This is a genomic window from Variovorax stachyos, from assembly GCF_051400855.1.
GTDB lineage: Bacteria > Pseudomonadota > Gammaproteobacteria > Burkholderiales > Burkholderiaceae_C > Variovorax.
In genome coordinates this window covers 1-25,455 of sequence record NZ_JBLFFN010000017.1, presented here as the reverse complement: position 1 = coordinate 25,455, position 25,455 = coordinate 1, and the positions used below count along the sequence as shown (strand labels likewise).

The following is a 25,455-nucleotide window of genomic DNA, read 5'->3' as shown; positions in this document are numbered from 1 at the left end:
TCGCGACCCGGCAAGTTCTAGATCATGAAGCGACCCGACGAGGAACGCTTCGGCTGCCTGCCTGACAGGCAGCGTTCAACCCGACAAATCCGTCATAAGGAGCAGCTCCATGGCCAAGACCATCCTCATCACCGGCGCCGGCAGCGGCTTCGGGGAAGCCGGCGCCATCGGCCTGGCGAAGAATGGACACGATGTCATCGCCACCGTGCAAGTCTCGCCGCAGGTCACGCCGCTGCGCGAGAAGGCCATGGCGCTGGGCCTGTCCAATCTGCGGGTCGAGCGGCTTGACCTGACGGACCCCTACGACATTGCCCAGGCATTGAACTGGGACTTCGACGTGCTCTGGAACAACGCCGGCCAAGGCGAGAGCGGACCGGTCTGGGAGATCCCCGTGGACCTGGTGCGCCGCAACTTCGAGATCAACGTTTTCCTGCCGCTGGTGCTGACCCAGGGCGTCGTACGGAAATGGGTCTCCAGCAAGATCAAGGGCAAGGTGGTGTTCACCTCATCGATGGGCGGCCTTTTCACGCCGGCCAACTGGGGCACCTATGTGGCGACCAAGCATGCACTGGAATCCTTCGCGGAGGCATTGCAGCAGGAACTGAGGCCCCTGGGCATCAGGGTCCAGACGATCAATCCCGGCGCCTACTACACCGGCTATAACGAGACGATGGCCGACAACGCATTCCGCTGGCTCGACGACCGCAAGCACTTCACCAGGCGGGCGGACCTGCGCAAGGGCTTCGATGACTTCTTTGCAACGCCCGAGGGCAGGATGGACCCGCAGGAGATGATCGATCGCATGGTCGAGATCGTGCCGGCCGACTCGGGCAAGTTCCGCAACGTCGTGCCGAAGGCCATCGAGGACATGCTGAAGGTCCACCAGCACGCGGCCTGGGAGAACACGATCTGAAGGCAGCCTGTCCCGCATGCCGCGCCGGCCGGCATGCCCCCAACCGCGCAGGACCGGTCGCATGAGCGCCCCGCAGCACGGCATCGATCTTCTTCCGGTGATCACGCTTCTTGGCGCAGGCGTGACCGGCGCGGCGCTGTTCAAGCGATTGGGCCTGGGCTCGGTGCTGGGCTATGTCGCCGGCGGGACCGTCATCGGCCCCTTCGGCCTGGGCCTTTTCAAGGAGCCATCGGCCATCCTGCAGGTGGCCGAGCTCGGCATCGTGATGTTCCTCTTCATCGTCGGGCTCGAGATGCGCCCCTCGAGGCTTTGGGCCCTGCGGCGGCACATCTTCGGTCTTGGCCTGGTCCAGGTGGGCCTTTGCTCGCTGCTGCTGACAGGCGTCGGCATCGCGTCCGGGCTCAGCGTTGCCGCGTCGTTCATCGCTGCCAGCGGCTTCGTCCTGACCTCCACCGCCATCGTGATGCAGATGCTGCAAGAGCAGGGGCGCCTTGGATCACCGCACGGGCAGCGCATCTTGTCCATCCTCCTCCTCGAGGACCTGATGATCGTTCCCTTGCTCGCACTTGTCGCATTCATTGCGCCGGTGGGGGAGGGCAGCGCCTCGCCGCGCGGCGGCACGGGCGCGTCGATCCTCGTGGGCGTGGCGGCGATCGCCGGGCTCATCGTGGCGGGGCGGCCTGTTCTGAACCCCTTGTTCGGCCTACTGGCGCATGCACGGGCTCGGGAAGTCATGACGGCCTCGGCCCTGCTGGTCGTGCTCGGCGCCGCCTATGCCATGGAGCGCAGCGGTCTGTCGATGGCCATGGGCGCGTTCCTTGCGGGCGTGCTGCTGTCCGGCTCGTCCTACCGCCACCAGCTGGAGGTCGACGTCGAGCCATTTCGCGGCGTGCTGCTCGGGCTCTTCTTCATGGCCGTGGGCATGTCATTGGATCTGGCGGTGATCGCAGCAAACTGGGCAGCGATCTTGTCCCTTGTCACTGCCTACATGACCGCGAAGGCCCTGGTGATCTACCTCGTCGCCCGCTTGTTCCGATCCCCTCGGGACGAGGCGATCGAACGGGCCGTGCTCATGGCCCAGGGCGGTGAGTTTGCCTTCGTGCTCTACGCAGCCGCGGCCGGCGCCGGCCTCATCGATGCCCGGCAGAACGCGACCATCACAGCCATCGTCATTCTTTCGATGGTGCTGACGCCGGTGGCCACTGTCGCGCTGCGCTTCGTGCGCCATCGGCGCTTGCCCAGGACCAGGGGATACGACCGTCCCGTTGGACTCGCCGGCGCCGCGCTGGTGATCGGCTTTGGCCGCACCGGCCAGATTGCAAGCCAGTTCCTGCTTGCGCGCGGTTATGGCATTTCGATCATCGACACGGACGTGGAAATGATCGATGTCGCACGCGGCCTGGACTTCCAGGTCTACTACGGCGACGGCACGCGCCTGGACATCCTGCGTGCCGCAGGAGCCGCTCAGGCGAGCGTCGTCCTCGTCTGCATCGACGTGCCCGAGTCGGCGACCAGGATCACCGAGCTGCTGAAGGCCGAATTTCCGCTCCTGACGGTGATCTGCCGGGCCCGAGACCGCGTCCATAGCCTGGACCTGATTCGTGCTGGAGCGGACGTCCAGGTGCGCGAGACTTTCGAGTCCGCAATGGTGCTCGGCGCCGCCGCGCTGCGAAGCCTCGGGGTCGAGGCGTCCGCCATCGCCGAGCTCAGCCAGCGGATTCGCCAGCGCGACGCGCAGCGACTGCAAATGGAGCTGGTCGGGGGCCTTGCGGCCGGCAGGGCATTGTTCAGCGGCAAGACTGTCGCGCAGGCGCAGGCGCAGGCGCAGGCGCAGGGAGCTCAGAGCCGCAGCCGCCCCCGCAGCTCCGCATAGCCATGCAGATGGCCCGGCTACCGGATCGTCCAGCCTGTCTCGGCCGGCGCGCGGCGCCCGCGCGGTTCATGCGCGTCCCGGAGGGCGAAGTTCGTAGATGCAGCCTGGCGAGGCGCACGCCAGTCTTCGTCGACATCGATGAGGCAGGCGAACAGTGCCTGTCCCTGCACCATTCTCGCCTCACCGGCGCGCCGGCAATCCACGCCGGCCGCCTTGAGGATGCGTTCGATGCCAAGTGGCGAGACGCTGATCAGCTGGCGTACGCCATGTTGTGCCGCCAGGGCCGTGGCGGCCGCCAGCAGGTCGAACGCATGCGGGGAGGCGAGGCCGTGCTGCTGCGAGCCGCGCCGGCTGTGCAGGTCGAGTGCGGCGAAGCGCGAGAGCTCCCACAGCCAGTTGGCACGCGGCGGATCCTTCGAGTCGAGGAGCTGCGGAAAGACGTCCGCGAGGAGGTAAGGTCCCAAGGTCGGCAGCAGGCGTGCGCTACCGATGATCCGGGCATGGGCGTCGCATGCGATCACGTAACGCGTGTCCGGGCGGTCGAACTCGTCGAACTCAAGCCCGCCGCTCGTCTGCAGCTTCCAGCCAAGCCGTTCCACGAACACACGATGCCGATAACGTGCTGATTCGAGCAGAAGTCCTTGCGGCAGCGTGTCGGCGGTTCCGGTGATGATTTCCATGTGTGCATCCTCTCGGGCGAGATGGCATTAGAGCGAGAGGGCTGTGCTGTGGGCACTGTCAGAACTTGCAGGTCTGGTCGCCTGCTTCTGGCACCCGCAGTCCGCAGCAGGTCTTCACCCCATGCCTTGAGCCGAGCAGGAACGGGGAGCTGGCGCCTTGCGCGATCCCGTCCCTCCATCGCGCCGAGCTTGCGTCTTCCTGCCTTGCGTGCTCTGCGGCTTGCGGCTTGCGCCTGCGCGCCGATCCCAATGCGAGGCGGGCACGGCCCCGGTAAGGGCAGGGCGCATGGCTGCGACGTCTTCGGCCGCTTCGCCGAGGAGGTCAAGGCGCTAAGGGTGCGCGCGCTGAGCAGCGGGTCTGAGTTTGACGAGCCGACCAAGTCCATGCGCTGCGTCGCGAACCTGCGAACCATGCGCGGCATTGGCGCCAGCGAGACCTGCCTGCCAGTGCAACACCTTCATCCATTTCACAAGCCGTCTTCTTGTGCCGGCGCGGATGCGCCCGGCTTGCGGCGCATGGCGAGGTCACACCAGAGAGTTCTGCGCGACAGGAAGCGTTGGAAGCCTGCGGCATCTCTCCTGGCGGTTCAGGTGCTGTGGCCCCCGACGAGGCGCATGAACCGTGCAGTCCGTGCTGGTCCATTCATTGCACCCGATGCAACACAGGCGAGCGTGCCAGCGCTATGGCTGGCTCGTGCGCTGGCGGCGCGTTCTTTGCATCCCATGCACATCTTGCGGACTGGCCTCGCCGCGCTCGATGATCCGCGCCTTCGAAGCTCAAGGAGACGATCGCGATGAAGGCCTCTTGTGCAGGATGGCTGGTGCGCCTGGCGTTGTGGATGGCGGCGTTGCTCGCTGGCGTGGCTGCGACAGCTCAGCCGGTGCTGCCGGTTCTGCGAATTGCCACCGAGGGCACCTATCCGCCGTGGAGCTACAAGGACGCGCAGGGACGGCTGCAGGGCTGGGACGTGGACATCGCCAACGCCCTGTGCGAAAAGATGAAAGTCCGCTGCGAGATCGTGGCGCAGGACTGGGACGGCATCATTCCGGGCCTCCTGGCGCACAAGTACGACGCGATCGTCGCGAGCATGGCCGTGACCGAGCAGCGGCGCCAGCGGGTGGACTTCACGAACAAGTACAAGAGCACGGTCTCGCGCTTCGTCGCACGCAAGGGCACGCCGCCGGACGTCTCGGCGCAGGCGCTCAGGGGCAAGGCGGTCGGCGTGCAGCGCGGCTCGATCCAGGCCGGCTACCTGGCCGCGCACTACAAGGGGAGCGACATCAAGCTCTACGACACGCCGCAGGCGGCCGAGCTCGACCTGCTCGCCGGGCGCGTGGACTACATCTTCGGCAACATGGTGACCTACCACGTCGGGTTTCTCAAGCAGCCAGAGGCGCGCGACTTCGACTTCGTGGGCCCCGAGCTGCACGGCGGGCTGCTTGGCGAGGGCAACGCCATCGCCGTTCGCAAGAACTCGCCGCAGCTGCTGCAGCAGCTCAACGGCGCGCTCGCGGCCATCCTCGCCGACGGCACGTACGACCGCATCACGGCTAGGTACTTCCCTTTCAAGCTGATGTGAACGGACCACGATGGACCTGCAGGGGTTTGGCGGCCAGCTCTGGATCGGTGCATGGATGACCCTGCAGCTGGCGCTTTGCGCGCTCGGGCTCGGGCTGGCCTTCGGCGCGATCGGCTGCTGGCTGCAGCGCAGCGGCAACCGCGTGGGTGCGGCACTCGGCTACGGCTATTCGGCGGTGGTGCGCGGCGTGCCGGACCTGCTGCTGATCTTCCTCGTCTATTTCGGTGGCCTGCACGCCCTGCAGGCGCTGTTCGGCCCAGCGGTGGAGGTCGGCGCCTTCGCCGCTGGCACGCTCGCGCTGGCGCTGTCCTTCGGGGCCTTTGCCTCCGAGGTATTCCGGGGAGCGTTGAATGCCGTTTCCCGCACGCAGCGCGAGGCTGCGGCGGTGCTCGGCCTCGGCCGCTTCGGGGCGTTCCTGACGGTGGTGGCACCCCAGGCACTGCGCACGGGCCTGGCCCCGTGCGGCAACCAGGCGATCGTGCTGCTCAAGCAGACCTCGCTCGTCTCCGTGATCGGGTGCGACGAGCTGATGCGCAAGGCCGCCGAGGCGGCGGTCGGCACGCGACAGCCCTTCACCGTCTATCTGGCGGCAGCCGGCCTCTACCTGCTGCTGACCACTTCGGCGACCGTCGCGCTGGAGCTTGCGGAGCGCCGCGCCAGCAGGCATGCCCGCATTGAGCCATGATCGATCTCGAACTCATGGCTTCCGGCCTGCCCGCTCTCCTTGGCGGGGCGGTGCTCACGCTGCAGCTGACCGCGCTGGTCCTGCTGCTCGGTGCGATCCTGGCCGTGCCCCTGGCACTGGCCAAGAACGCGGCCTTCGTCGTGTCCCGGCGGCTCGCCGACGCCTATGTGGCGGTCTTTCGAGGGACGCCTTCCATCGTGCAGGTGTTTTTGCTGTACTACGGCGCGGGCCAGTTCGATGCGGTGCGCACTTCGGCGGCCTGGCCCGTGCTCCGGGATCCCTACTGGTGCACCGTGATCGCGCTGGGGCTGAACTCGGCCGCGTACACAGCGAAGAACCTCGCCGGTGCCCTTGCCGCGGTTCCGCACGGTCTCCTGGAGGCCGCGCGCGTTCTGGGGCTCGGGCGCTTCGCCCGCTTCTGGCGGGTGCAGCTTCCGCTCGCGACCCGCATCGCCTTGCCGGCCTACAGCAACGAGGTCATCCTGACCTGCAAGGCCACCTCGCTTGCCAGCACCGTGACGCTGATGGAGCTCACCGGCAGCGCCCGAGTGCTTGCATCCCAGACCTATGCGCCGTACGAGGCCTTCCTCGCCGCGGGCCTGGGCTACCTGCTGATCAACTATGGCTTGATGATCCTGCTGCGGCGGCTCGAGCGCAGGCTTGCATTGCACTGAAGAAAGGATTTCCCGTGCTCGATTTCGTCACCCTCGGCCCGCAGGGCAGCAACCACCACTTGGTGACCCAGCGCTACCTGCGCTTTCATGGACTGCAAGAGCAGGGCTCGATCGACCTGGCCGAGGATTTCGAGGACGCCGCGGCGCGCGTGCTGGATCGCCGCTGCGATTTCCTCGTGCAGTGCGCCGTCCATCCGGCCACGATGGCGACCGTGGCGCGCTATCGCGAGGGGCTGTACGTGGTCGACACCTTCATCTCGCCAAGCCGCGATCTCGCGGTCATCCGCGACCGCCGGGTGACCGAGCCGCGCGGGCTCGCGCTGATGGCTCCAACGGAAGGCTATGTCACGCCCGGGCGCTGGGGCGCAGTCACCTACATGCCCACGGTGATGGCAGTGGCCGACGGGCTGCGCGATGGCAGCGTGTCCCGGGGGCTGACCTATGCGTTCCTCGCTGAAGAGGAGCCCTGGCGTTTCGTCGTGGAGGAGTTCATCGGCTCGGTGGACGACGCCTGGATCGTGTACGGGCGCGAGCGCGTGAGCGACGGCTCCATCGTGGCGTGGCCCGGCAGTCCGGCCGCCACCATGTACCGACGGCTTCAGGCAGGGGAGGGCAGCCGTTGAAAGCGCCGGCAGCCCTGCCCGCGATGGCATCTGCGACTGCGGCCTTGGCCGAAGCAGCAGGGCCGGGCGGGCACTCGAAGAACGAGGGGCGTGGAACGGCGGCAACGGAAATCCGACGCGACACCGGCCTGGCTGGAGCGGCGACCGGGACCATGCCGGCCGACGCCGTGGTGCTGGATTGCGTTTCCAAGCGCTTCGGCGCGACCCCGGTGCTCGCGGACATCACGTTGTGCGTGAAGGCAGGCGAGCGGGTGGTGATCTGCGGGCCTTCCGGCTGCGGCAAGTCCACTCTCGTGCGCTGCATCAGCGGCCTGGAGCGGATCGACGCCGGGACCATCCATATCCACGGCCAGCCGGTGCGGGCCGGCCGTACTCAGCGAGCGGCGCAGGTAGGCATGGTGTTCCAGCAGCTCAACCTGTTCCCGCACCTGAGCGCCCTGGAGAACTGCACGTTGGCGCAGCGCTGGGTGCTCAAGCGCAGCAGGGCGCAGGCGCGCGAGGTCGGCATGCGCTACCTGGAGCGCGTGCATCTCGCCCACAAGGCGCATGCCTATCCTGCCAGCCTGTCGGGCGGCCAGCAGCAGCGGGTGGCGATTGCCCGCGCGCTGTGCCTGAAGCCCGACGTGATGCTGTTCGACGAGGCAACCTCGGCGCTCGATCCGGAGATGGTCAAGGAGGTGCAGGAGGTGCTGATCGAACTGGCGGGGGAGGGCATGACGATGGTCTGCGTGACTCACGAGATGGGGTTCGCGCGCGAGGTCGCGAACCGGATCGTGTTCATGGATGCCGGCAGGATCGTCGAGTCAGGGGCGCCGTCGGATTTCTTCGACCGCCCGCACACCTTGCGGCTGCAGCAGTTCCTGGGCAAGCACGGCTAGCTTTCCTGAAACGATGTGGGGTGGAGCGGCCGGGCGGCAACAAGTGAAGGTGGGTGTGCTGCTCGAAGTGAACATGGGAGGGCCGTTCCGGGTCGCCAGTTCAAGGGAAACAGGTCTTGCAAGCACCCCCTCGAAGCGCTTCATGAGGCCTCACACGTAGCCAAGCAGGCGCAGAGCACCCGCGGGAGGGGAGGGCGCTGCAGTTTGCGGCTAGGTGCGCCGGAGATGTCGCGCCACGGGGACGAACAAGCTCTGCAACGGACGACCAACGGACATCGTGTTTGCTGTGATCCATGAAGATTCAAACGATTCGAGTCCGAAATGCGAGCTTCAGGGATCGCGCTGCTACGTGACGCGCCAAGGTTGGTACACCATGAGGCCGGGAGCCTGCATGGACGTCGACGTGGGCAATCAATGGCAATCCTATCTCTCAATCTTCATCAAGGATTCGGCGGCGGCCAGTACAGGCCAGAGACCTTACCGGTCAACGACAGGTTCCACAACGACAGGAACGAGAAGAATTCCGGGGTCGCCAACGTCACGGCATGCATGCCTGTCGGGTCGTTCAATAAAAAGCTGCCCGGAGCCCTCGCGCCCATGCTGAACTCAGCAGTCGCATGCGGTCCTGGCGAGGCGCTGTATCCGGTCAACTACGTCATGCGCAGCGGACCGAGCACCCATGTCGTGGTCACTGTGAACTAAGCGAGCTGTATAAACCGTGCCGCCACGATGGGTCCTTCGCCCGAAACGGACAACGTCTGAGATCCCCAACACGGGACGCCCTCGACCGCCTGCCAATTCGCCAGTCAACGGCAAGAGCGGGACCATCGACGCTGAGCTCGACTTCGCCAGGGTGATCGCGCCAGCGAGGTCACGATGGATTTCGCACGGCGTCTTCGTTGTGTTCCCCATCAGATCAGGACGGCGGCCTCCGAGGGACGGCATGTTGATACCAAGGAAGACGGCTTTGGCCGGACTGCCATTCGACGGCGAGCCTAGAGCTGGGGATGCTGTCGCGAGGGCAAGGGACGTCGGTGGGTGGCGGTTCTCAAACCCCGATGGAACCTCGAAGGCGTGGACGAACTTCAGGTGACCGCCAGAAGCGGATCTGCGCCCCTAACCTCCCAGATGCGACCGCAAGCTAACGTCACCGAGTGAGCCAGCAGTCAATCTTCATGACGGTTCAGATCGGACGCTATGCCGCAAGTTCCACCACTTGCGCCACAAGGGCCATGACCGCGCCGGTTTGCGATTGCAAATCCTGGGGGCGCGGGTCGGATGCGGCCGTCGCCACCGCGATACCCAATGAGGGCGCAACGAGGGTGAACTGCCCGCCGTATCCCCAGCTCCACGCAACGGGTTTGCCGCGGATTTGCCCGGTGAACCACAGGTACCCGTAGCCGCTCTGACCGATGCGCTGGATGCGCCACGAGCCCGGCGTGTGCGTTCGCGTGCTCTCCTCGACCCACGCAGGGGGCACGACTTCCTTGCCCTTCCATTTCCCAGCGTCAGCAACGGTCCACGCGACCTTGGCAAGGTCTCTCGTGCGAAGCCTCAAACCCCGATAGGAAAATTCTCTTCCGGCCTTATCGCGCTCCCACGAGAATTGCTCGATGCCAAGCGGCGCGAAAAGGTCGCGCTTGGCCAGCGCTGCCAAGCTCAGGCCTTGTGAGCGTTCCAGTATGGGACTGAGAAGCGCGACGGCAGTATCGTTGTACGACCAGGTCCCTGGGGCTTTGCCATCGCCCTCCAGCCCGAATGCGTAGACGGCTGGGTCGGTTGAAGTCGACAGCGCCCGGCCTTGCGTTCGGTAGTCATAAGCAAGACCGGATGTCCCGGTGAGAATCTGCCGAACTGATATCGAAGCCGCCGCCGCATCCGGAATCCGTGCTGCCAATTCTGGAAGGAGCTCTGCGACCGCTTGCGAGAGGCTCTTGAGCTTTCCCTGGGCCAGGGCTTGGCCGACCAGAATCGAAACGATGCTCTTGGTCGTCGAGTTGACAGCAAGCAAGTCGTCTCGCGAGGCGCCACCGTAGTAGCGCTCACCGACCAGAACCCCGTTTCGCACGACCAGCAAACTCCTAAGTGCGCTGACTCCGCTGCCGGAGTCCAATACACGCTCAAGGCCTCCTGGTGGGAAGCCATGTGCTTCCGGCGCCGCTTCCATCCACTCAGATGGTTGTGATGGCGCGGCAGTGTCGGACGCGGCTTGAGCTTGCATCCTGCCCACGCCGGCGGCGAACGCCAAGGTGCCGTGTACAAAGATGCGTCTCGAACTCATCGAAGATTCCTTGTTCTTGAACGGCGCGCGGTCACCTCATGCACCGCATGTGCTGGATGTTATCGCTGCTTTCGAGATGATTCGCCGGGGGCGGCCTTGATTCGGGCACCGTTTCCTTGCCCCGACCGGGTCGCCAAAGCGCGTCTTCCCGTCGGCTCATAGACGTGCCTTCTGGAGTCCACCGGTGTTCCGAGGGGAAGCGCGGTCACCCGCTCGGTACACTCGCTCCCGCCCGTTCCGCCAGCACCAAGCATTCTCGAATGCGACGACTCGCCAAGCGACAAGACATCGAGGCAGTTTCCTCGATCTACGCGCACGAGAGGGTGGTGCCTTTCCTCACCTACGAGCCCATGTTGCTTGACGAGTTCAAGGTCATCTACGAGGAGCTCCTAGACAGCGGGTGCTTCTACCTGTGGGAGGTCGATGGCGCGCTTGCCGGCTTCTACAAGGCGACTCGCTATCCAGGTCGGGTGCGGCATGTCGCCTTGCTTGGAACCCTGGCGGTAGATCCCCGACGCCACGGGCAAGGGGTGGGGCATGCCATGCTCACTGACGCGATTGGGCGGCTCAAGGCCGAGGGCGTCAGGCGCATCGAGCTGTACGCCGAGAGCGATAACACGCAAGCACTGCGCTTCTATGAAAAGCTGGGGTTCGTACACGAAGGCACTCTGCGCGTGTTCTGCAAGCGGGCGGACGAGCCGCACTACGTCGACGAGTACGTGCTCGGGCTGCTAGTCGCATGAACTCGGAAGGCTTCTCGGTGTCGCAGCTGCCGGCCACGAGCGCAAGTAGGTCAACTTCTGCTTCCCGGCACCCGACCTGATACTTGGTCGGAGGTCGTGAGCGTCCGGCGGCCACGCAGTTGCGTTGCACCCATGTTGGCCGAGATCCATTTCATGGCGGGCAACAGCCTGGGCCCGTCAAGTAAACTGCACCTTGGGTGGCATGCTGTTTCGGGCGTTCCAGGATTCGCGCAGGTCGGGCCGCCTCGCGGTTTCGTCACGCCAGAAACTCATGTCCGATACCCCGATGCAGTGGATCGCGGCAGCCATCTTTGCTGTTGCCTTGCTACATACGTTCAGCGCAAAGCAGTTCGAGCGCCTCTCCAATCGTTATCCGCGTCACGCCGGCCTGTTTCACCTGCTTGGCGAAGTTGAAGTCGTCTTTGGGTTCTGGGCGATTGTCCTCGTCATCGCGATGGCGATGGTCGCCGGTGGCGGTACTGCGCTCGACTACGCGGAATCTCGCAACTACACGGAGCCGCTCTTCGTCTTTGTGGTGATGGTGATCGCGGCTTCGCGCCCTGTGCTGCGCACCGTGATGTCGAGGTCAACGCCATCGCTCGCATGGTGCCCGTGCGCACGCCACTCGCAACAGCGTGGCTGGGCCTCGCAGCGGTGCCACTGCTCGGCTCATTGATCACGGAACCCGCTGCAATGACCATTGCAGCCTTGATGCTCGCACCGCAGATCTTTCGGCCCGAAGTGCCCGAGCGCGTGAAATATCTCGCCCTGGGCGTGCTGTTCGTCAACGTCTCCATCGGCGGAACGCTCACCTCCTATGCAGCCCCGCCGGTCCTGATGGTGGCGACCACCTGGCAATGAGACAGCGCTTTCATGCTCGCCACGTTTGGCTGGAAGGCGGCATTGGCTGTGCTGCTGAACGCCACTGTTGCCACCTACGTGCTGCGCCGCCATCTCCTGCCCGTTCCAGCCGGCAACGACAACGTTCCAGCGGAAGCCCGGGTGCCTCCATCCGTGGTTGTCGTCAACTTGGCGCTGCTGGCTGGGGTGGTACTTTTTTTTGCCCACCATCCTGTCGCATTTTTGAGTCTGTTCTTGATGTTCCTTGGGTTCACCCAGGCTTACGAGCGACACCAGAGTCCGCTCATCTTGAAGGAGGCGCTGCTCGTCGGGTTCTTCTTGCGGGCTTGGTCGTGCTCGGCGGCATGCAGCAATGGTGGCTCCAGCCAATCTTTTCCGGGCTCACACCCATCGCGCTGTTCTTAGGTGCTCTTGGCCTCACAGCTATCACAGACAACGCAGCGCTGACCTACCTTGGCTCGCTCATCGTCGGCATTTCTGACCGATCGAAGTACATGCTTGTCGCAGGTGCCGTGGCCGGCGGTGGCCTCACGGTGATCGCCAATGCACCCAATCCAGCTGGCGTGGCCCTGCTCATGCGTGGCTTCGCTGACGAGACAATTGGTGCGGGAGGACTACTGCTCGGGGCCCTGGGGCCCACCGCGGTCGCAGCGGCGGCGTTCATGTTCTTGTAGCGGCGTTTCGGAGTCACCCAAAGGGTGCCATGCATCCGCTCGTGCTCGCGACCCTGCGCACCCTGCGCATCGATGCCCGCGGCTACAGCCGCAAGAGCTGAGGCGATTTCGCAAGGATCGCGCCGTACCTATGGATTTCGTCATCACCTTGTGCGATCCGGCTGCACAGGAGGTCGGTCCGGTGTGACCTGGTCAGCCTGTCACCGCCCGCCGGGGCGTGGCTGACCCTGCAGCGTCGAAGGCACCGAGGAAGAAAAGGCATGCGTTCATGGACACCGCCGTGATGCTCAAGCGCCGCGTCGGATTCATGTTGTCCCTGGCAATGGCGAAGCTGGAGCGCATGGCGGCCCAGCACGAAGCGCGCGAAAGCTGAAGTGACGCGGAACATCCTCATTCTCTGTACGCACAGCTCGGCGCGCAGCGTGCTGCCCGAGGGCATGCCGAACCACTGGGCGAAGAAGCTGGGCAAGGAGGTCCAGGCCTTCAGCCCGGCAGGACGCCGAGCGGGCGCATCAACGCGCCCGCGATCAGCAGGCCGACCTATCATTCGGCGAGGTGCTCGGTGCTGGAATCTCTCCGGAAGGATCGCGTCCTTGCGCGTGATCCATGCTGAGGTGCGTACGCGGGCTTGCAGAGGCTGTCGATCCTCATGGCGACCGACCCCTTCCAGCTTCAGTTGCTCGGCGACTTCGAACGGCTCCGGGCCCGTGCGCCGCGTCTACGTGGGGCATCGGCAGTATGGACGGGAGCCCTTCCATGCGCTTGAGCATCCTGGCCTTGCGCTTCAACACGGGAACCGGGTTAGATCCTTGCCCTCTTCTCCATGTCGAAGACGCAGTCGGTCGCCGGGCCTGCCTCTTTGGAGAGAACCGTTGTAGTTGGATCATATGCAACGAGGTAGCTCCCTTCCTACAAAGCGGCGGTCAGGCAAATGCGCCAATGGCCCTCATGAAAAGCCAAGCGGAAAGGGTCAAAGTAATCCAGGATCTGTCGGCGCTCGAGCGGCGCTGGCAACCGGACCCGGTTGTATGGCTCAAGGAGCAAGACAACATGGAACGCGACAAGAGCAAAGTGGGCGGCCAGGACCGCACCCCAGTCAACCTGAGCCAAGACGATGAGGTCAGGGACTGGGCCAAGTCGCTCGGCGTCACTGAAGATGAGCTGCGCAAGGCGGTCGACGTGGTGGGCAACCAGGCCGACGATGTGCGCGAGTACCTCAAGAAGTGAGCCCGGCATAGGGTGGAAGCTGCAGTTTCACCGCGGGCCGCCGAGGGACGCTGACTAATCCGCTCGGAGGTTCGAGCACGGATTGCATAACGTTGCTCCGAATCTGGCGAGAGGCAGGTAGGTTGGCCGACCAAGAAGAGATTCTTTTCTACCGAAATTTGGAGTACTTGCGTGGACAGGGTCCTCAACCGGCCAGGCTGGAAGAAGACGCCTGCCGGAGGCTGCGTCGGCTCGCGAGCAAGAGCTTCGACGAAGCAATGAAGAAGATGCCGGCACATCCTGAACGCTCAAGGTGACAGCGCAAGGCACTGCGAGGGCCCCGAGACATTGGCATTGTTGCAGAGCGGACTTCAGCGCTCTTCAAAATGATGTGCAGCGACGCCCTACTGAAGAGCGTGAAGTGGAAGGCTGATGGTGAACACGCAGCCCGAGCCCGGCACGTCCCGGACCGTCAAGGTTCCATAGTCTGCCTCGATGGTTTGTCGAGCGATGGACAGCCCTAGTCCGAGACCCGCCCTGCGGTCCTCGTTCGGCCGAAAAGGGATGAACATCTTTGCGGCGCCACCTGCCGGCAATCCTCCGCAATGGTCCTCGACATCGATGAGAACCTCATCGCCCGCTGCGTAGGCGCTCAGGGTCACGATAGAGCCCTCCTTGGTGTACTTGAAGGCGTTCTGCAGCAGGTTGGCCAGCGCCGCATGGAGCAGATCCCGGTTGGCCAGGATCGCCAGCGAGGGATCGACGGCTCGCACCTCGAACACCGCGCCTTTGCGCGCCACATCGAGGCGGGCTACAAGGTCGACATCCGCAATGAAGGATGCCACGGAAAAAGTCTGGCGTTGATCTCCCCCTTCTCCCCTCACTTCGGCCGTGGCCCTGCTGATCAGCAGTCCCAGTGTCGAGAGGCTTCGCTTCAGGACCGCCCCCGTCGCGCCGCTGATCGTCATGTTGCCCAGTTCGAGCGCCCGCATGGCGAGCGTGGCGGTTCCGAGCGAGTTGCGCAGTTCGTGAACCAGGAATCCCAGGCGTTGCTTTTCGCCCGCGATCTGCTGCATCGAGATCTTCGCATCGCGTTGAGAGCTGAATTCGGTGACGGCGTCCGCAATGGCGTTGTCCAGACAACGGTTCAGGGTTCGGAACTCGCCCACGGCGAATGGCGCATCCCGCTCGAATGCGAGGTCTGTGATGGCCTGGCACAGATCGCCATAGTCATGGACAACCTGATCCACGGTATAGCCCAGATGGAGCAGTTCCTTGCCGTGGGCTGTGGCGCTCACGCCAATTTCTGACAGGGCGAGCGTGTCGCCGCCCGAAGGCCCCGAGAACGCGATGCTCACATCCATCTCGTCGTCCTCCTCTGCGGCGAGCGTTCTTGTGAGCTGGTGCAGGAACATGGGCACGCCATGGGCCAGCTGCGTTTCAGTCGCTGCGCGGAGTGGGCGTTGGGCAACCTTCGCTTTGCACCGCGCGATCAGTTCATCGCGGTTGTTGGAAAGGAAACGGTGCATGGAGACCTCCTTGGTCAGGCACGAAGCGACGGGGCATGCCAGCAGCTCGTGCTTCGGAGGCTCGGGCGACCACTATAGCGCGTGAGCGCATCCCGATTAGGCTGGCCGGCCGTGATGCATCGATCAGGTGGCCGGGCGGCAAGTAAGGCTCAGGTTGCAGCCGCGCCACCTTCAGGTTTGAACACCCCCGTGGTCCAGCCTGGGGTACTTCTCAAGCTTGGCCCGCGGACCTTGAAGGCCGCCGGAGCAATTCGCTGCCACAGTTTCGGCACGTCCGGCGAGGCGAAGATTCGAGCATTCGCTGCAAGACGTGTGTCAGGCGACACGAGAAACTGACCCCCCATGTTGCCTCACGGCGCAATGTTACCGAGCGCGTGAAGCGCGGTGTCGTTCCTTCCTTCAGCGATCATGTGTGGCGCAGGCTCAGGCGGTGGTCAACGCGAAGCGTTGTCCACGGCCGCTTGTGCCGAGTTGGTTTTCTTTATCAATCTGTTGTCGGGCGCGCTGCGCCTGGCCCCCTTCAGAGCGCAGCAGCCTCAATCCGCAGAGGCACGCTTACTTCGGTTTCAAGGCGGCATTGATCGATCCACCGACGGATTGCGTCTGCACGCCATGCTGAGAGAGCACGCTGCACCGTTCTCAGGTGCTTGTCCGTGAACGTTCCTGCTGGGGCCAGTTCTCGCAGCCGTTTGAGGATTTCGACGGCGGTCATTCCCGGTTGCCGATGGAGCCAGTTGCGCACCTGGTTTTCATAGGCGTCCAACATGCGCGTCTTTTGCGGTAAGGGCTTGCGGCGCTTGTAGGGTCGCCGATGGATCGCACGCTGCTCTCCGCTGTGGACCGAGGGCCTCGCAGCGGCGAGGCTGCCGAGGGCTTCGTCGGCGTTTGCACAGGAGCCGCCTACACCACGTTGGTCCACGCGACGTCCCAAGTCTTCCTGAGCAGCCCGGATCTCGTTCAGAAGTACGACAGGGTCAGCTGTTGCCACGACTCGCGCCAACCTGGCCTTGGCCCCGGGGCGGACTCCATCATGTGCCAGAACGCGCCTCGCCGGCGGAACGGGTGGGTGGTATCGCTTGACGACCTTGGCGCCGATGCGCGATTTGCTGCGCAGTTTGAACGACGGCTGCAAAACGTTGGTGTGGATACGGGCTGCCGCGTACAACCGGGTCAGTGCGCGCACGGACTCCAATCCTTCGAAGCGGCCATAGCCGACCAACCTGCGCACGATGGCGCCGTTCTTCTGCTCGACCCAGGCCTGATCGTTCTTGCGGTAGGCGCGCGCTCTCGTGACCTCAAGACCTTGAGCACGACACCAATCCACGACCCGCTCGTTCATGAAGACACTATCGTTGTCGAAGTCCACGCCGCGCATCGGGAACGGAAACAGGACCCGAGCCCTGTCGATCGCATCGATGACGAGGGTGCTGTCGCGCGTCAGCACCGGGACGCACTCCGTCCAGCCAGTGGCAACGTCGGTCAGCACCAGTGTTTGAACGAAGGTGCCCGCGAGTTGAGGTCCACAATGCGCGACGAAGTCGACTTCCAGGTAACCAGGTGCGGGATCGTTCCAGTCGCCGAAGGTGCGGATCGGTACCGCACGGCGGACTGCCGAGCTTTGCCGGCGGCCCGACGCCTGCCCTTGCTGGCGGCGAGCCGCAGCGGAGCAAGGAGCCGGTCGATGGTGGCCGGACTGACCGCGACCAGCTGGGCATGCAAGCTCGGGTCGTCTCTGATCCGGCCGGGTCGAAGCATCGCGGGCAGCAAGGCCGGAATCATGACCTTCAGGCGTTTGGAGCAAACGCGGTCGGAGACCTCCCAGAGTGCTCCCAGAGCCTCCCACACGGCAGGGCCGTATCGAACGTTGGGCCGGCGCTCGTTCGGGGGCGTCTGCGGCTTGGACAATAAACGGATGCAGTGCTTGCGGTGATAGCCGGTGATCGCCACAAACTCGTCCAGGATCGAGCTCCGCTCGGTCTTGGAACCCAACCGATACCGCGCGCCGACGGCCTCGATCAACTCCCTGCGTGTTGCCATGCTCACTTGCCTCGTCACTTTCGTGCGCTCCGGCTGGCCTATCCAGCAGGTGGCACGTTACGTGAGGCTTGGGCTCTCACCCGGTAGCAGTCCGGATGAGTCAATGCGCGGGTGAAGGCGGCAGCGCGCAGCCGTTGAGAAAGGCCACCGCGCCGGCTGTGCTGCGGCCGCGAGCGCCTGTCGTGCGCGGGGGCTCGCCGGTTGATCGCGGTGCACCGCATCGAAATGTCGGGGCATGCCCATGTGATGCTGGTCTCGCGGTCCGGCGAGGCAGGCCTGCGGCTCTGCCGTTTGCGCGAGGCGGGATCCCCGTCCAGCACGTCGTGCGCCCAGGGTTCCGGCTGCTTATTCGCGGTCAGCAGACTGGGCCGGCCGTCCTGCGCTCGGCCATGAAGACCGGGGCGGCCGCTGCTGGCTTGTCACCAGAGCTTCCACCACGGGCGTCGCCGAATGCGCAGGTGAAGGGGACGGGTGTCGAGGCGGTCGAGCAGGTCGGCGGCTGCGCCGAAGCGGCTGGCCGGCGAGGAATCGAGTTCCTTCCAGCGAGAGCCGGGCTCGCCGCCTTGATGCGGCACGCGTGGGCCCTCCTGCGGCAGCGAAGCGGGGATGGTGGCCGGGTCTGGCATCCCTGGATTGTCGCAGCGAACACCGGTCGCCGCTGCACTGTGCGACGGCGCGGGTGCGCCACTGCATCGCGCATCTGACAACCGGCGGGTGTTGCTTCCTGGCTGCGCCCGCCGGCTCGGACCTGCGCGTGCGGTGAGGCTTCGGTCGCGCGCAGGTCAACGCGTCCTTGGGCGTGCGCGCTTGGTCGATCCGAAGCCGACCGGCAGGCTCCCTTCGGATTTCACCTCCCGCAGCACGATCGCCGAACGGACCTGGGTCACGCCGGCCTGCTCGAACAGGGTCTCGTGCAGGAACTTCTCGTAGTGCTTGATGTCCGGCACGTGCACCGTGAGGATGTAGTCCGCCGGGCCGGTCGCCGACACGCAGCGCACGATCTCGGGGCTTGCCTCGATGGCGTGCTCGAAGTCGCGCACTTTCGATTCATGGTGGCGATCCAGGTTCACCTCGGTCACGGCCGCGAGGTTGAGGCCCACCTTCTCTCGGTCCACGACCACCGTGTAGCCGCGGATCACGCCAGCGGCTTCCATCTCCTTGATGCGACGCCAGCAGGGGGTGGACGAGAGGCCGACCTTCTGCGCGATCTGCTGCACCGTCTGGCGCGCGTCGCGCTGCAGCTCCAGCAGGATCTGCAACGATTGGCTGTCCAGGGGAATGGAATCGTCGGTCATGGGCTTCATGGAGAAGAATATTCTCGTAACTAGGGTCGATCGGGACTTGGGAAAGAGAATATTCCTCCGGATCGAGAAGAACAATCCCTGCATGAACTTGCCCGCGACCTCTGCCGATTCCTCTCCCATCCGCCGCCCCGCCTATCAACTGGGCGACAGCCTCTGGGCCACCGGCCGCACCGTGTTCCTGAGCGGGACCCAGGCCCTGGTACGCCTGCTCGTGATGCAGCGGCGGCGCGACGCGGCCCGGGGGCTTGCCACCCAGGGCTTCGTCAGCGGCTACCGCGGTTCGCCGCTCGGCATGGTGGACCAGGCCATCTGGAAGGCTGGCCGGGGCTTGCAGGAGGCGGGCATCCGCTTCGTGCCGGCCGTCAACGAGGAGCTGGCGGCGACCCAGGTGCTCGGCACCCAGCGCGTCGAGTCGGATCCCGAACGCACCGCTCAGGGCGTGTTCGCGATGTGGTACGGCAAGGGGCCCGGGGTGGACCGCGCCGGCGATGCGCTCAAGCATGGCAACGCCTACGGCGCCTCGCCGCACGGCGGCGTGCTGGTGGTGGCGGGCGATGACCATGGTTGCGTGTCCTCGTCGATGCCCCACCAGAGCGACCACGCCTTCATGGCGTGGCACATGCCCATCCTTCAGCCGGCCTGCGTGGCCGAGTACCTGGAGTTCGGCCTCTACGGCTATGAGCTGTCGCGCTTCTCCGGTGCCTGGGTGGGCATGGCGGCGCTGTCGGAAGTGGTGGAGAGCGCCGGCACGGTGGACCTGGACCTGATCGATGCGCGTGTGGCCGCATGGGCCGATGGCGACGCGGTGCGTGCGGCCACCGGGTACCGTGCGCCGCCCGACGGGCTTCACTACCGCTGGCCGGACCTGCCCTCGCTGCGCATCGAGTCGCGCCTGGCCGACAAGCTGGAAGCGGTCGCCGCCTTCGCGCGGGTCAACAGCATCGACCGCCATGTGATAGAAAGCCCGAACGCGAAAGTCGGCATCGTCACCTGCGGCAAGGCGCACTACGACCTGATGGAGGCGCTGCGGCGGCTGCAGGTGACGCCGCAGGCGCTCTCGCGTTGCGGTGTGCGGCTCTACAAGGTGGGTCTCAGCTTTCCGCTCGAGCCGACGCGAATTCGGGCCTTCGCCGAGGGGCTCGCCGAAATCCTCGTCGTCGAGGAGAAGGGCGCCGTCGTGGAGACGCAGCTGCGCGAGCTGTTCTACAACCAGCCGCCGGGTGCCAGGCCGGCGCTGGTGGGCAAGCGCGACCGGGCGGGCCGGCCGCTGGTTTCGGCATTGGGCGAGCTGCGGCCTTCGCGACTGATCGAGCTGGTGGCGCGCTGGCTCTCGCAGCACTTTCCCGGCGAGGCGGCGCTGGGCGACTACCTGCGGCATGTGCGCGACTTCACCATGCCCGAGTTGCTCGCCAACGGCGCCGACACGGTGAAGCGCCTGCCCTACTTCTGCGCAGGCTGCCCGCACAACACCAGCACCCGCGTGCCCGAGGGGTCCACGGCACGTGCCGGCATCGGCTGTCACTTCATGGCCAACTGGATGGACCGCAGCACCGCGGGGCTGATCCAGATGGGCGGGGAGGGCGTCGACTGGGTCTCGCACTCGATGTTCACGCGCACGCCTCATGTGTTCCAGAACCTGGGCGACGGCACCTACTATCACTCGGGCTATCTCGCGATCCGGCAGGCGGTGGCGGCCGGTGCGAGCATCACCTACAAGATCCTGTTCAACGACGCGGTCGCGATGACAGGCGGCCAGCCGGTGGATGGTGTCATCAGCGTGGACGCGATCGCGCGGCAGGTCGACTCCGAAGGCGTGAAGCGGGTGGCGGTCGTGAGCGACGCGATCGGGAAGTATGCGGCGATCAAGGGGAAGTTCCCCCGCGGCACCGAGTTCCATGACCGCGCCGAACTCGACGCGGTGCAGCGGCGCCTGCGCGAGGTCCCCGGCGTCACGGTGCTCATCTACGAGCAGACCTGTGCGGCCGAGAAGCGCCGCCGCCGCAGGAAAGGGGAGATGGCCGAGCCGGCGCGGCGGCTCTTCATCAACGAGGCGGTGTGCGAGGGCTGCGGCGACTGCAGCGTGCAGAGCAACTGCGTGGCGGTGCTGCCGCACGAGACCGCGTTCGGCCGCAAGCGCAGGATCGACCAGACCAGCTGCAACAAGGACGAGGCCTGCGCTCAGGGCTTCTGCCCCAGTTTCGTCGGCGTCGTCGGTGGTGCGCTGCGAAGGAAGAACGGCGCGCTCGATGCCGGCGGCGACGCCTTTGCGCAGCAGGTTGCCGCGTTGCCGCTGCCGCTCGCGCATGCGTGGGACGGACCGTACGACCTGCTCGTGACGGGCGTGGGCGGCACGGGCGTCGTGACCGTCGGCGCGGTGATCGCGATGGCCGCGCACCTGGAGGGCAAGTCGGCGAGCGTGCTGGACTTCATGGGCTTCGCGCAGAAGGGCGGGGCGGTGCTGAGCTTCGTACGCCTGGCCGATGCGCCCGGGCGGCTGAACCAGGTGCGCATCGACACCCAGCAGGCCGATGCGATCCTCGCCTGCGACATCGTGGTGGCCGCCTCGCCCGATGCGCTGCAGACGGTGCGCCATGGGCGCACCCGGATCGTGGCGAACACCCATCCAGTCCCGGTGGCCGGGTCGCTGCGCGATCCGGAGGCGGACCTCAAGGTCCCGCTGCTGCTCGAGAAGCTTCAGTTCGCGGCCGGTCGCGAGCAGGTGCAGACTTTCGATGCGCAGGCGCTCGCAGGGGAGTTCCTGGGCGACACGCTGGCGTCGAACATCCTCGCCGCCGGCTACGCCTGGCAGTGCGGCCTGATCCCGCTGAGCCTGGAGGCGCTGCGGCGCGCCATCGAGCTCAACGGCGTCGCCGTCGAGGCCAACCTGCGGGCCTTCTCCCTCGGGCGGCTGGCGGCCGCCGGTCCCCGGGCGCTCGGCGCCCTGCGCAATGCGGCGGCAGGGGCGCTCCAGGACGCATCGCAGGCCTCGCCGGCGGCGTCCGAGTCCCTGGAGGCGCTGATCGAGCGCGGTTGCGAGCACCTCGAGCGCTACCAGGACAGCGCATGGGCGCAGCGCTTCGCGTCGCGTGTGCGCGGGCTGCGCGAGCGCGAGGCAGCGCTCGCCAGCGGGGACCCGCAGCTTCCGGTGACGCGCCGTGCGGCGCTTAGTCTTCTCAAGCTCATGAGCTACAAGGACGAGTACGAGGTGGCGCGGCTTTACAGCGACGGGCACTTTCGCGAGCAGCTGCGCGACCAGTTCGAAGGCGACGTGAAGCTGGAGTTCTACATGGCTCCGCCGCTGCTCTCGCGGCCCCGGGGCGGCAGGCCGCCTGCCAAGCTGCGCCTCGGCGCGTGGATGCTGCCGGCCATGAAATGGCTGGCGTACGGCAAGCGGCTGCGCGGCACGGTGGCCGATCCCTTCGGCTACACGGCGGAGCGGAGGCTGGAGCGCGGGCTCATCGAACACTTCGAGCGGCGCCTGGACGAGCTGGCGTCGGTGCTGTCATCGACCAACCAGGAGCTTGCGGCGCAGGTGGCTTCGGTGCCGCTGGCGATCCGCGGCTACGGACATGTGAAGCTGGCGAGCCTTGCGCTGGCGCGGGCACGCGAAGCCGAGCTGATGCATCGGCTCCTGCCCGATCGCTATGCGCGACCGGCGGCGGCACCGAAGGCAGGGCAGATTCGCGGGATCGCGATCACGACAGCGCGCTGAGTTCGATAATTCGCAACACGAACAGAGGCGCGGAGCCGCGCGAGTTGGGGCGCAAAGCCGCCGCAGCCGTCCGATGCTGCCCATCGGGCGGATTGCGGGACTTGCGTGTGAGAACTGTGACTTATAAAATGCGCCTAACGAATCTCACAGGAGCAGCCATGAGCCGGATCGCCGTCACCGAGTCCGACGATGCGGTCCAGACCCTCTTGACCCGTATCGACGGCATGCGGGCAGCGAGTCGCCTCATCATCAGTCAGCTCGGGCAGACCCTTGCGGCACCCAAGGAGCGAAAGCTCACCATGAATGTGCGCGAGGCGATCAACGAACTGGAACGGCAATCGATGCAGGCGCTGGTGGACGAGATCGAGCCCAGGCGACCCTCGGCCACCCGGATCGAGCTCGAGAAGCGCGCCATGGACGCTGTTTTGCAAGGGACTGAGTGGTACACGGCCGCAGAGATCGGGCAGAGGCTTGATGCGAAGGCGGCCAACCTGCATGCAGCGGTGAGCCGTTGGCAGCACAGCGGCAGAATCTTCGGGATCGACCACCGAGGCAGGAAGATCTATCCCTCCTACCTCTTCGATGCGACCTGGCAGCCCTTGCCAGCCGCGAAGAAGATTCTCGAGATCATGAATGACTATTCGCCTTTCAGGGTGGCTTCCTGGTTTGAATCGACCAATTCCAAACTGAAAGGCAGGCGTCCACGCGAGGTGATCGCACGCGACCCGGACGCTGTGGTGGCCGCTGCGGAAGATCACATGGCAGGCGCGGTGCATGGCTAGTCCGCCCGGACTGTTGCCGCCACCTCCCAAGCCATTTCGCCTGCTCCTGCACAAAGCGGGTGTCTGGTATCGAGTGCACGCTGGCAAGTACGCGCCGGCCGCCTTCAATGCTTCTGGGCTCGGCAACGCGCGTTTCAGTCCTCTCTTCGACCCCGCCACGAACAAGCCGATTCCCATGATCTACGCGGCGAGCGATGAGCGCGGCGCCATTGCCGAAGTCGTTCTGCATGATGTGCCCACGCCTTCGGCTGGATATCTTCACGACCTGGAAGCGGATTACAGCAACGACCTACACCTGAGCCGCATCGGAACGGCGCCGCTCCAGCTGGTCAATCTCACGAGCTTGGGACTCAAGGCCAGCGGCCTGGTGCCATCCGACCTCTTCGACGGCGAGAAGGATGACTACCCTCGAACGCGTGCGTGGGCATTATGGATCTGGCAGAACATGCCGCGCGCCCAGGGCCTGCACTGGATGTCAAAGCGCGACAACCGATGCGAAGTGATCGTCCTCTTCGGGGATCGCATTCATTCAACAGAGATCTGGGATGACAAGAGCTCGCAGTCGCTGCAGGCCCATGAGGATCTCGTGATTGATCTGCTGGCTCAAATGGGCGCCGGAGTCTACCCCGCAATCTGAGGTCTGCGAGGCTCGGCCCGGTGACCAAGATGTGCTCCCCGTACCTCCGCGGTCGCCCCGACACATGATTGCGGGCCGCTCTTGGTGCGTGCTGTTCGTTTGGAATGCGGCGCGCGGTCTCGGACTCAGCCCAGTAGCCGAATTTCCTGACCCCACGGTGCGCCCTGCATCCTCGAGCGCTGCAGTCGCCCGTCCATGACCTGCCGCTGTCGCAAGCGCGCGCTCCGGATGTTCTGCGTGGTATGCGGGCACGGGCCGGGTGGAAACGGAAAGGAAGACAGAAGAGGAGCCGAGGAGAAGGAGAAGGAGAAGAGCAGAGGAGGTGAGGAGGGGAGGAGGGGAGGAGGGGCTATCTTCTCGCGCGCGGCGATGTCGCCCCACCGTTCTCGCGTTCAAGGCCGTTCGTACGCCTTGCGCCGATTCAGGAGGCACGGCGACGAGAGAAGTCCGAAGCCTCGTGCCTTGCCAAATTTTGTCAACCGCATAAGCTTTGCGTCGTGAGCACGATGAACGTGTCCCTGCCGGACGCCATGAAGTCGTTCGTAGATGAGCAGATGCTCGAAAACGGCTGTAGCAGCATCTCTCGTACCGCGTCCATTGCGCTGTAGTCAACGATGTGACGCGCGCGACTCAGACCGTCAAGTTGTGTCCTAATCTCGCTTGCAGCGCGACCGTCGGCGTCCGCAGAACCCTCTCAGCCATCGTGAAATTCTTCTCCCTCCTCATCCTTCCACAGGGCATCAACATCAATGACACTGACTCCATTGAGAGCGCAGCCGCAATGATGATGAAGCCGTTCAGAATGTGGGAAGACGACGTTCCGGCGGCATGCGCCCACTGGGACTACTACTGGTGTTGCACAAAGGAATGGATGGAACAGAGTCAGGTGAGTTGTCCGGCCTACTCGGGAACTCCAACTGAGCACCCATACGTCATTTTCCCCGTGGAGCTACTGACCGAGGAGGGCGTGACAGATTCCGTCCTCACCCCTGATGGCAAATGGCATCGCAGCAAGTCAACTTACGCCACGGAAGACCCAAGCTGGCCGGCGAAGGCCCTGAGCATATGCGAGCCGTTCCACGGGCACTTTGCCGTTCTAGCCTATTGTCATGGATGAGGATGGCAGGGCGAGCGCGTAAACATCGCTGCGAAAAGGGGACGGAACGGTAGAGGCGCCTCAGCGGCGGCACCTTCACATTTGGACATCAACAGCGGGTACGACGACGAGTTCCACGCTTCGACTGGCTGCTTTGGAGGGCCTGGAAGGCCAGCTTCGGGTCCGCTGGCATCGGTGCAGGTGTGGCAGGCCAATACCGGTCCTTCCCTCGGCCCTCAGAAACAGGAGCATGCGTGAAGCCTCGGAACACCAAAGAGCGAGCAGAGGTTGCTCGGGTCGGCGCCTGGTCTCAGGAGCAGGCGCCCCTCGGTGCTCTATCGATGGTTCAGAACTGGGATGCTGCCTCGCCTTGGTACAACACCAAGTACATGGATGAGGCGTCGGGCACCGTGTGGGTGATCTACGAAGCCGACCACGCCTGGGCAGGTGAGGTCCGCGTCATTCAGGAGCCGCGCAGCGCATAGCGTATGCGCACTGACCTCTGGCCCGGCAACAATGAGCAGCAACAGCCGTCACCGGCCGAGCCTGTGTGGAAACTCCCTTGATGGTCGCCTATATTGAGCCAACCCGTCTGAGCGAGGTGGCTGCCCATGAAGCGATTCATCGAAGGCGAGGACCGTCAGCAGGTCACTCTGCTGCCGGAGTGCCTTGACGACTACATAGGCG

General features: G+C 65.1%; 21 protein-coding genes and 2 pseudogenes. 16 read left to right on the top strand and 7 right to left on the bottom strand.

The genetic code is table 11. The features are described from left to right. Window positions 1-109: 109 nt before the first annotated feature. Window positions 110-913 carry an SDR family oxidoreductase gene (locus ACMGEZ_RS23595; protein ID WP_436824712.1) on the top strand — a complete coding sequence of 268 codons (804 nt, stop codon included), beginning with the start codon at window positions 110-112 and terminating at the stop codon, window positions 911-913. Window positions 914-974: 61 nt separating this feature from the next. Next, complete coding sequence (locus ACMGEZ_RS23590) at window positions 975-2,786, top strand: monovalent cation:proton antiporter-2 (CPA2) family protein (protein ID WP_436824711.1); 1,812 nt, start codon at window positions 975-977, stop codon at window positions 2,784-2,786. Window positions 2,787-2,803: 17 nt separating this feature from the next. Here ACMGEZ_RS23590 and ACMGEZ_RS23585 read toward each other — a convergent pair whose 3' ends face one another. Beyond that, window positions 2,804-3,466: an acyl-homoserine-lactone synthase gene (locus ACMGEZ_RS23585; RefSeq protein ID WP_436824710.1), complete on the bottom strand. Its 663-nt coding sequence runs from the start codon at window positions 3,464-3,466 to the stop codon at window positions 2,804-2,806. Between the two features lie 794 nt (window positions 3,467-4,260). On the opposite strand from ACMGEZ_RS23585, the gene ACMGEZ_RS23580 reads away from it, so the two are divergent. The 5 genes from ACMGEZ_RS23580 (at window position 4,261) to ACMGEZ_RS23560 (ending at window position 7,906) form a co-directional block, all read left to right on the top strand. Beyond that, window positions 4,261-5,046, top strand: coding sequence for an ABC transporter substrate-binding protein (locus ACMGEZ_RS23580; protein ID WP_436824709.1), 786 nt, complete (start codon window positions 4,261-4,263; stop codon window positions 5,044-5,046). Window positions 5,047-5,056: 10 nt separating this feature from the next. Beyond that, window positions 5,057-5,731, top strand: coding sequence for an ABC transporter permease subunit (locus tag ACMGEZ_RS23575; protein ID WP_436824708.1), 675 nt, complete (start codon window positions 5,057-5,059; stop codon window positions 5,729-5,731). After that, the gene (locus ACMGEZ_RS23570; protein ID WP_436824707.1) at window positions 5,728-6,405 is read left to right on the top strand and encodes an ABC transporter permease; all 678 of its coding nucleotides are present in this window, start codon (window positions 5,728-5,730) and stop codon (window positions 6,403-6,405) included. The genes ACMGEZ_RS23575 and ACMGEZ_RS23570 overlap by 4 nt, the downstream gene beginning before the upstream one ends. A 14-nt stretch (window positions 6,406-6,419) precedes the next feature. Beyond that, window positions 6,420-7,028: a hypothetical protein gene (locus ACMGEZ_RS23565; RefSeq protein ID WP_436824706.1), complete on the top strand. Its 609-nt coding sequence runs from the start codon at window positions 6,420-6,422 to the stop codon at window positions 7,026-7,028. Window positions 7,029-7,180: 152 nt separating this feature from the next. Further along, complete coding sequence (locus tag ACMGEZ_RS23560; protein ID WP_436824705.1) at window positions 7,181-7,906, top strand: amino acid ABC transporter ATP-binding protein; 726 nt, start codon at window positions 7,181-7,183, stop codon at window positions 7,904-7,906. A gap of 1,195 nt (window positions 7,907-9,101) precedes the next feature. On the opposite strand, the gene ACMGEZ_RS23555 is transcribed toward ACMGEZ_RS23560, so the two are convergent. After that, the gene (locus ACMGEZ_RS23555) at window positions 9,102-10,187 is read right to left on the bottom strand and encodes a serine hydrolase domain-containing protein (RefSeq protein ID WP_436824704.1); all 1,086 of its coding nucleotides are present in this window, start codon (window positions 10,185-10,187) and stop codon (window positions 9,102-9,104) included. Window positions 10,188-10,447: 260 nt separating this feature from the next. Between ACMGEZ_RS23555 and ACMGEZ_RS23550 the strand changes: the two genes are divergently transcribed. From ACMGEZ_RS23550 to ACMGEZ_RS23535, 4 genes and pseudogenes are all read left to right on the top strand, one after another. Further along, window positions 10,448-10,930 carry a GNAT family N-acetyltransferase gene (locus ACMGEZ_RS23550; RefSeq protein ID WP_436824703.1) on the top strand — a complete coding sequence of 161 codons (483 nt, stop codon included), beginning with the start codon at window positions 10,448-10,450 and terminating at the stop codon, window positions 10,928-10,930. Between the two features lie 271 nt (window positions 10,931-11,201). Next, window positions 11,202-12,465: pseudogene (locus ACMGEZ_RS23545) on the top strand (putative Na+/H+ antiporter). 374 nt (window positions 12,466-12,839) lie between these two features. Next, window positions 12,840-13,006: pseudogene (locus ACMGEZ_RS23540) on the top strand (arsenate reductase ArsC); the annotation flags it as partial. A gap of 398 nt (window positions 13,007-13,404) precedes the next feature. Further along, the gene (locus ACMGEZ_RS23535) at window positions 13,405-13,692 is read left to right on the top strand and encodes a DUF3606 domain-containing protein (RefSeq protein ID WP_436824702.1); all 288 of its coding nucleotides are present in this window, start codon (window positions 13,405-13,407) and stop codon (window positions 13,690-13,692) included. Between the two features lie 383 nt (window positions 13,693-14,075). Here the strand turns inward: ACMGEZ_RS23535 and ACMGEZ_RS23530 are convergent, their stop codons facing one another. The 5 genes from ACMGEZ_RS23530 to ACMGEZ_RS23510 all read right to left on the bottom strand — a co-directional run bounded on the left by ACMGEZ_RS23530 (window position 14,076) and on the right by ACMGEZ_RS23510 (window position 18,532). Next, complete coding sequence (locus ACMGEZ_RS23530; protein ID WP_436824701.1) at window positions 14,076-15,200, bottom strand: sensor histidine kinase; 1,125 nt, start codon at window positions 15,198-15,200, stop codon at window positions 14,076-14,078. 520 nt (window positions 15,201-15,720) lie between these two features. Next, entirely contained in the window at window positions 15,721-16,749 is a 1,029-nt protein-coding gene (locus ACMGEZ_RS23525) for an integrase catalytic domain-containing protein (RefSeq protein ID WP_436824786.1), read from the bottom strand. Continuing rightward, a complete protein-coding gene (locus ACMGEZ_RS23520; RefSeq protein ID WP_436824789.1) occupies window positions 16,680-17,237 on the bottom strand; it encodes a hypothetical protein in 558 nt (185 codons plus the stop codon). The genes ACMGEZ_RS23525 and ACMGEZ_RS23520 overlap by 70 nt, the downstream gene beginning before the upstream one ends. 419 nt (window positions 17,238-17,656) lie before the next feature. After that, on the bottom strand, window positions 17,657-17,863 hold the full coding sequence (locus ACMGEZ_RS23515; protein ID WP_436824700.1) for a hypothetical protein: 207 nt from the start codon (window positions 17,861-17,863) through the stop codon (window positions 17,657-17,659). 156 nt (window positions 17,864-18,019) lie between these two features. Then, window positions 18,020-18,532 (bottom strand): Lrp/AsnC family transcriptional regulator, encoded by a 513-nt coding sequence (locus ACMGEZ_RS23510; RefSeq protein WP_436824785.1) that lies wholly within the window; start codon window positions 18,530-18,532, stop codon window positions 18,020-18,022. 91 nt (window positions 18,533-18,623) lie between these two features. On the opposite strand from ACMGEZ_RS23510, the gene ACMGEZ_RS23505 reads away from it, so the two are divergent. From ACMGEZ_RS23505 to ACMGEZ_RS23485, 5 genes are all read left to right on the top strand, one after another. Further along, on the top strand, window positions 18,624-22,253 hold the full coding sequence (locus tag ACMGEZ_RS23505) for an indolepyruvate ferredoxin oxidoreductase family protein (RefSeq protein WP_436824699.1): 3,630 nt from the start codon (window positions 18,624-18,626) through the stop codon (window positions 22,251-22,253). 158 nt (window positions 22,254-22,411) lie between these two features. After that, complete coding sequence (locus tag ACMGEZ_RS23500) at window positions 22,412-23,035, top strand: hypothetical protein (protein WP_436824698.1); 624 nt, start codon at window positions 22,412-22,414, stop codon at window positions 23,033-23,035. Beyond that, window positions 23,028-23,672, top strand: coding sequence for an RES family NAD+ phosphorylase (locus ACMGEZ_RS23495; RefSeq protein WP_436824697.1), 645 nt, complete (start codon window positions 23,028-23,030; stop codon window positions 23,670-23,672). The genes ACMGEZ_RS23500 and ACMGEZ_RS23495 overlap by 8 nt, the downstream gene beginning before the upstream one ends. A 703-nt stretch (window positions 23,673-24,375) precedes the next feature. Then, window positions 24,376-24,789 carry a hypothetical protein gene (locus ACMGEZ_RS23490; protein ID WP_436824696.1) on the top strand — a complete coding sequence of 138 codons (414 nt, stop codon included), beginning with the start codon at window positions 24,376-24,378 and terminating at the stop codon, window positions 24,787-24,789. Between the two features lie 233 nt (window positions 24,790-25,022). Beyond that, window positions 25,023-25,253: a hypothetical protein gene (locus tag ACMGEZ_RS23485; protein WP_436824695.1), complete on the top strand. Its 231-nt coding sequence runs from the start codon at window positions 25,023-25,025 to the stop codon at window positions 25,251-25,253. The last annotated feature ends 202 nt before the right edge of the window (window positions 25,254-25,455 follow it).

Coding starts and splice junctions, on each gene's coding strand:
- ACMGEZ_RS23510 (WP_436824785.1), bottom strand. CDS start 18,532: ATGACCGACGATTCCATTCCCCTGGACAGCCAATCGTTGCAGATCCTG.
- ACMGEZ_RS23550 (WP_436824703.1), top strand. CDS start 10,448: ATGCGACGACTCGCCAAGCGACAAGACATCGAGGCAGTTTCCTCGATC.
- ACMGEZ_RS23555 (WP_436824704.1), bottom strand. CDS start 10,187: ATGAGTTCGAGACGCATCTTTGTACACGGCACCTTGGCGTTCGCCGCC.
- ACMGEZ_RS23585 (WP_436824710.1), bottom strand. CDS start 3,466: ATGGAAATCATCACCGGAACCGCCGACACGCTGCCGCAAGGACTTCTG.
- ACMGEZ_RS23590 (WP_436824711.1), top strand. CDS start 975: ATGAGCGCCCCGCAGCACGGCATCGATCTTCTTCCGGTGATCACGCTT.
- ACMGEZ_RS23495 (WP_436824697.1), top strand. CDS start 23,028: ATGGCTAGTCCGCCCGGACTGTTGCCGCCACCTCCCAAGCCATTTCGC.
- ACMGEZ_RS23500 (WP_436824698.1), top strand. CDS start 22,412: ATGAGCCGGATCGCCGTCACCGAGTCCGACGATGCGGTCCAGACCCTC.
- ACMGEZ_RS23560 (WP_436824705.1), top strand. CDS start 7,181: ATGCCGGCCGACGCCGTGGTGCTGGATTGCGTTTCCAAGCGCTTCGGC.
- ACMGEZ_RS23580 (WP_436824709.1), top strand. CDS start 4,261: ATGAAGGCCTCTTGTGCAGGATGGCTGGTGCGCCTGGCGTTGTGGATG.
- ACMGEZ_RS23535 (WP_436824702.1), top strand. CDS start 13,405: ATGGCCCTCATGAAAAGCCAAGCGGAAAGGGTCAAAGTAATCCAGGAT.
- ACMGEZ_RS23505 (WP_436824699.1), top strand. CDS start 18,624: ATGAACTTGCCCGCGACCTCTGCCGATTCCTCTCCCATCCGCCGCCCC.
- ACMGEZ_RS23570 (WP_436824707.1), top strand. CDS start 5,728: ATGATCGATCTCGAACTCATGGCTTCCGGCCTGCCCGCTCTCCTTGGC.
- ACMGEZ_RS23520 (WP_436824789.1), bottom strand. CDS start 17,237: ATGGCAACACGCAGGGAGTTGATCGAGGCCGTCGGCGCGCGGTATCGG.
- ACMGEZ_RS23575 (WP_436824708.1), top strand. CDS start 5,057: ATGGACCTGCAGGGGTTTGGCGGCCAGCTCTGGATCGGTGCATGGATG.
- ACMGEZ_RS23530 (WP_436824701.1), bottom strand. CDS start 15,200: ATGCACCGTTTCCTTTCCAACAACCGCGATGAACTGATCGCGCGGTGC.
- ACMGEZ_RS23515 (WP_436824700.1), bottom strand. CDS start 17,863: ATGCCAGACCCGGCCACCATCCCCGCTTCGCTGCCGCAGGAGGGCCCA.
- ACMGEZ_RS23595 (WP_436824712.1), top strand. CDS start 110: ATGGCCAAGACCATCCTCATCACCGGCGCCGGCAGCGGCTTCGGGGAA.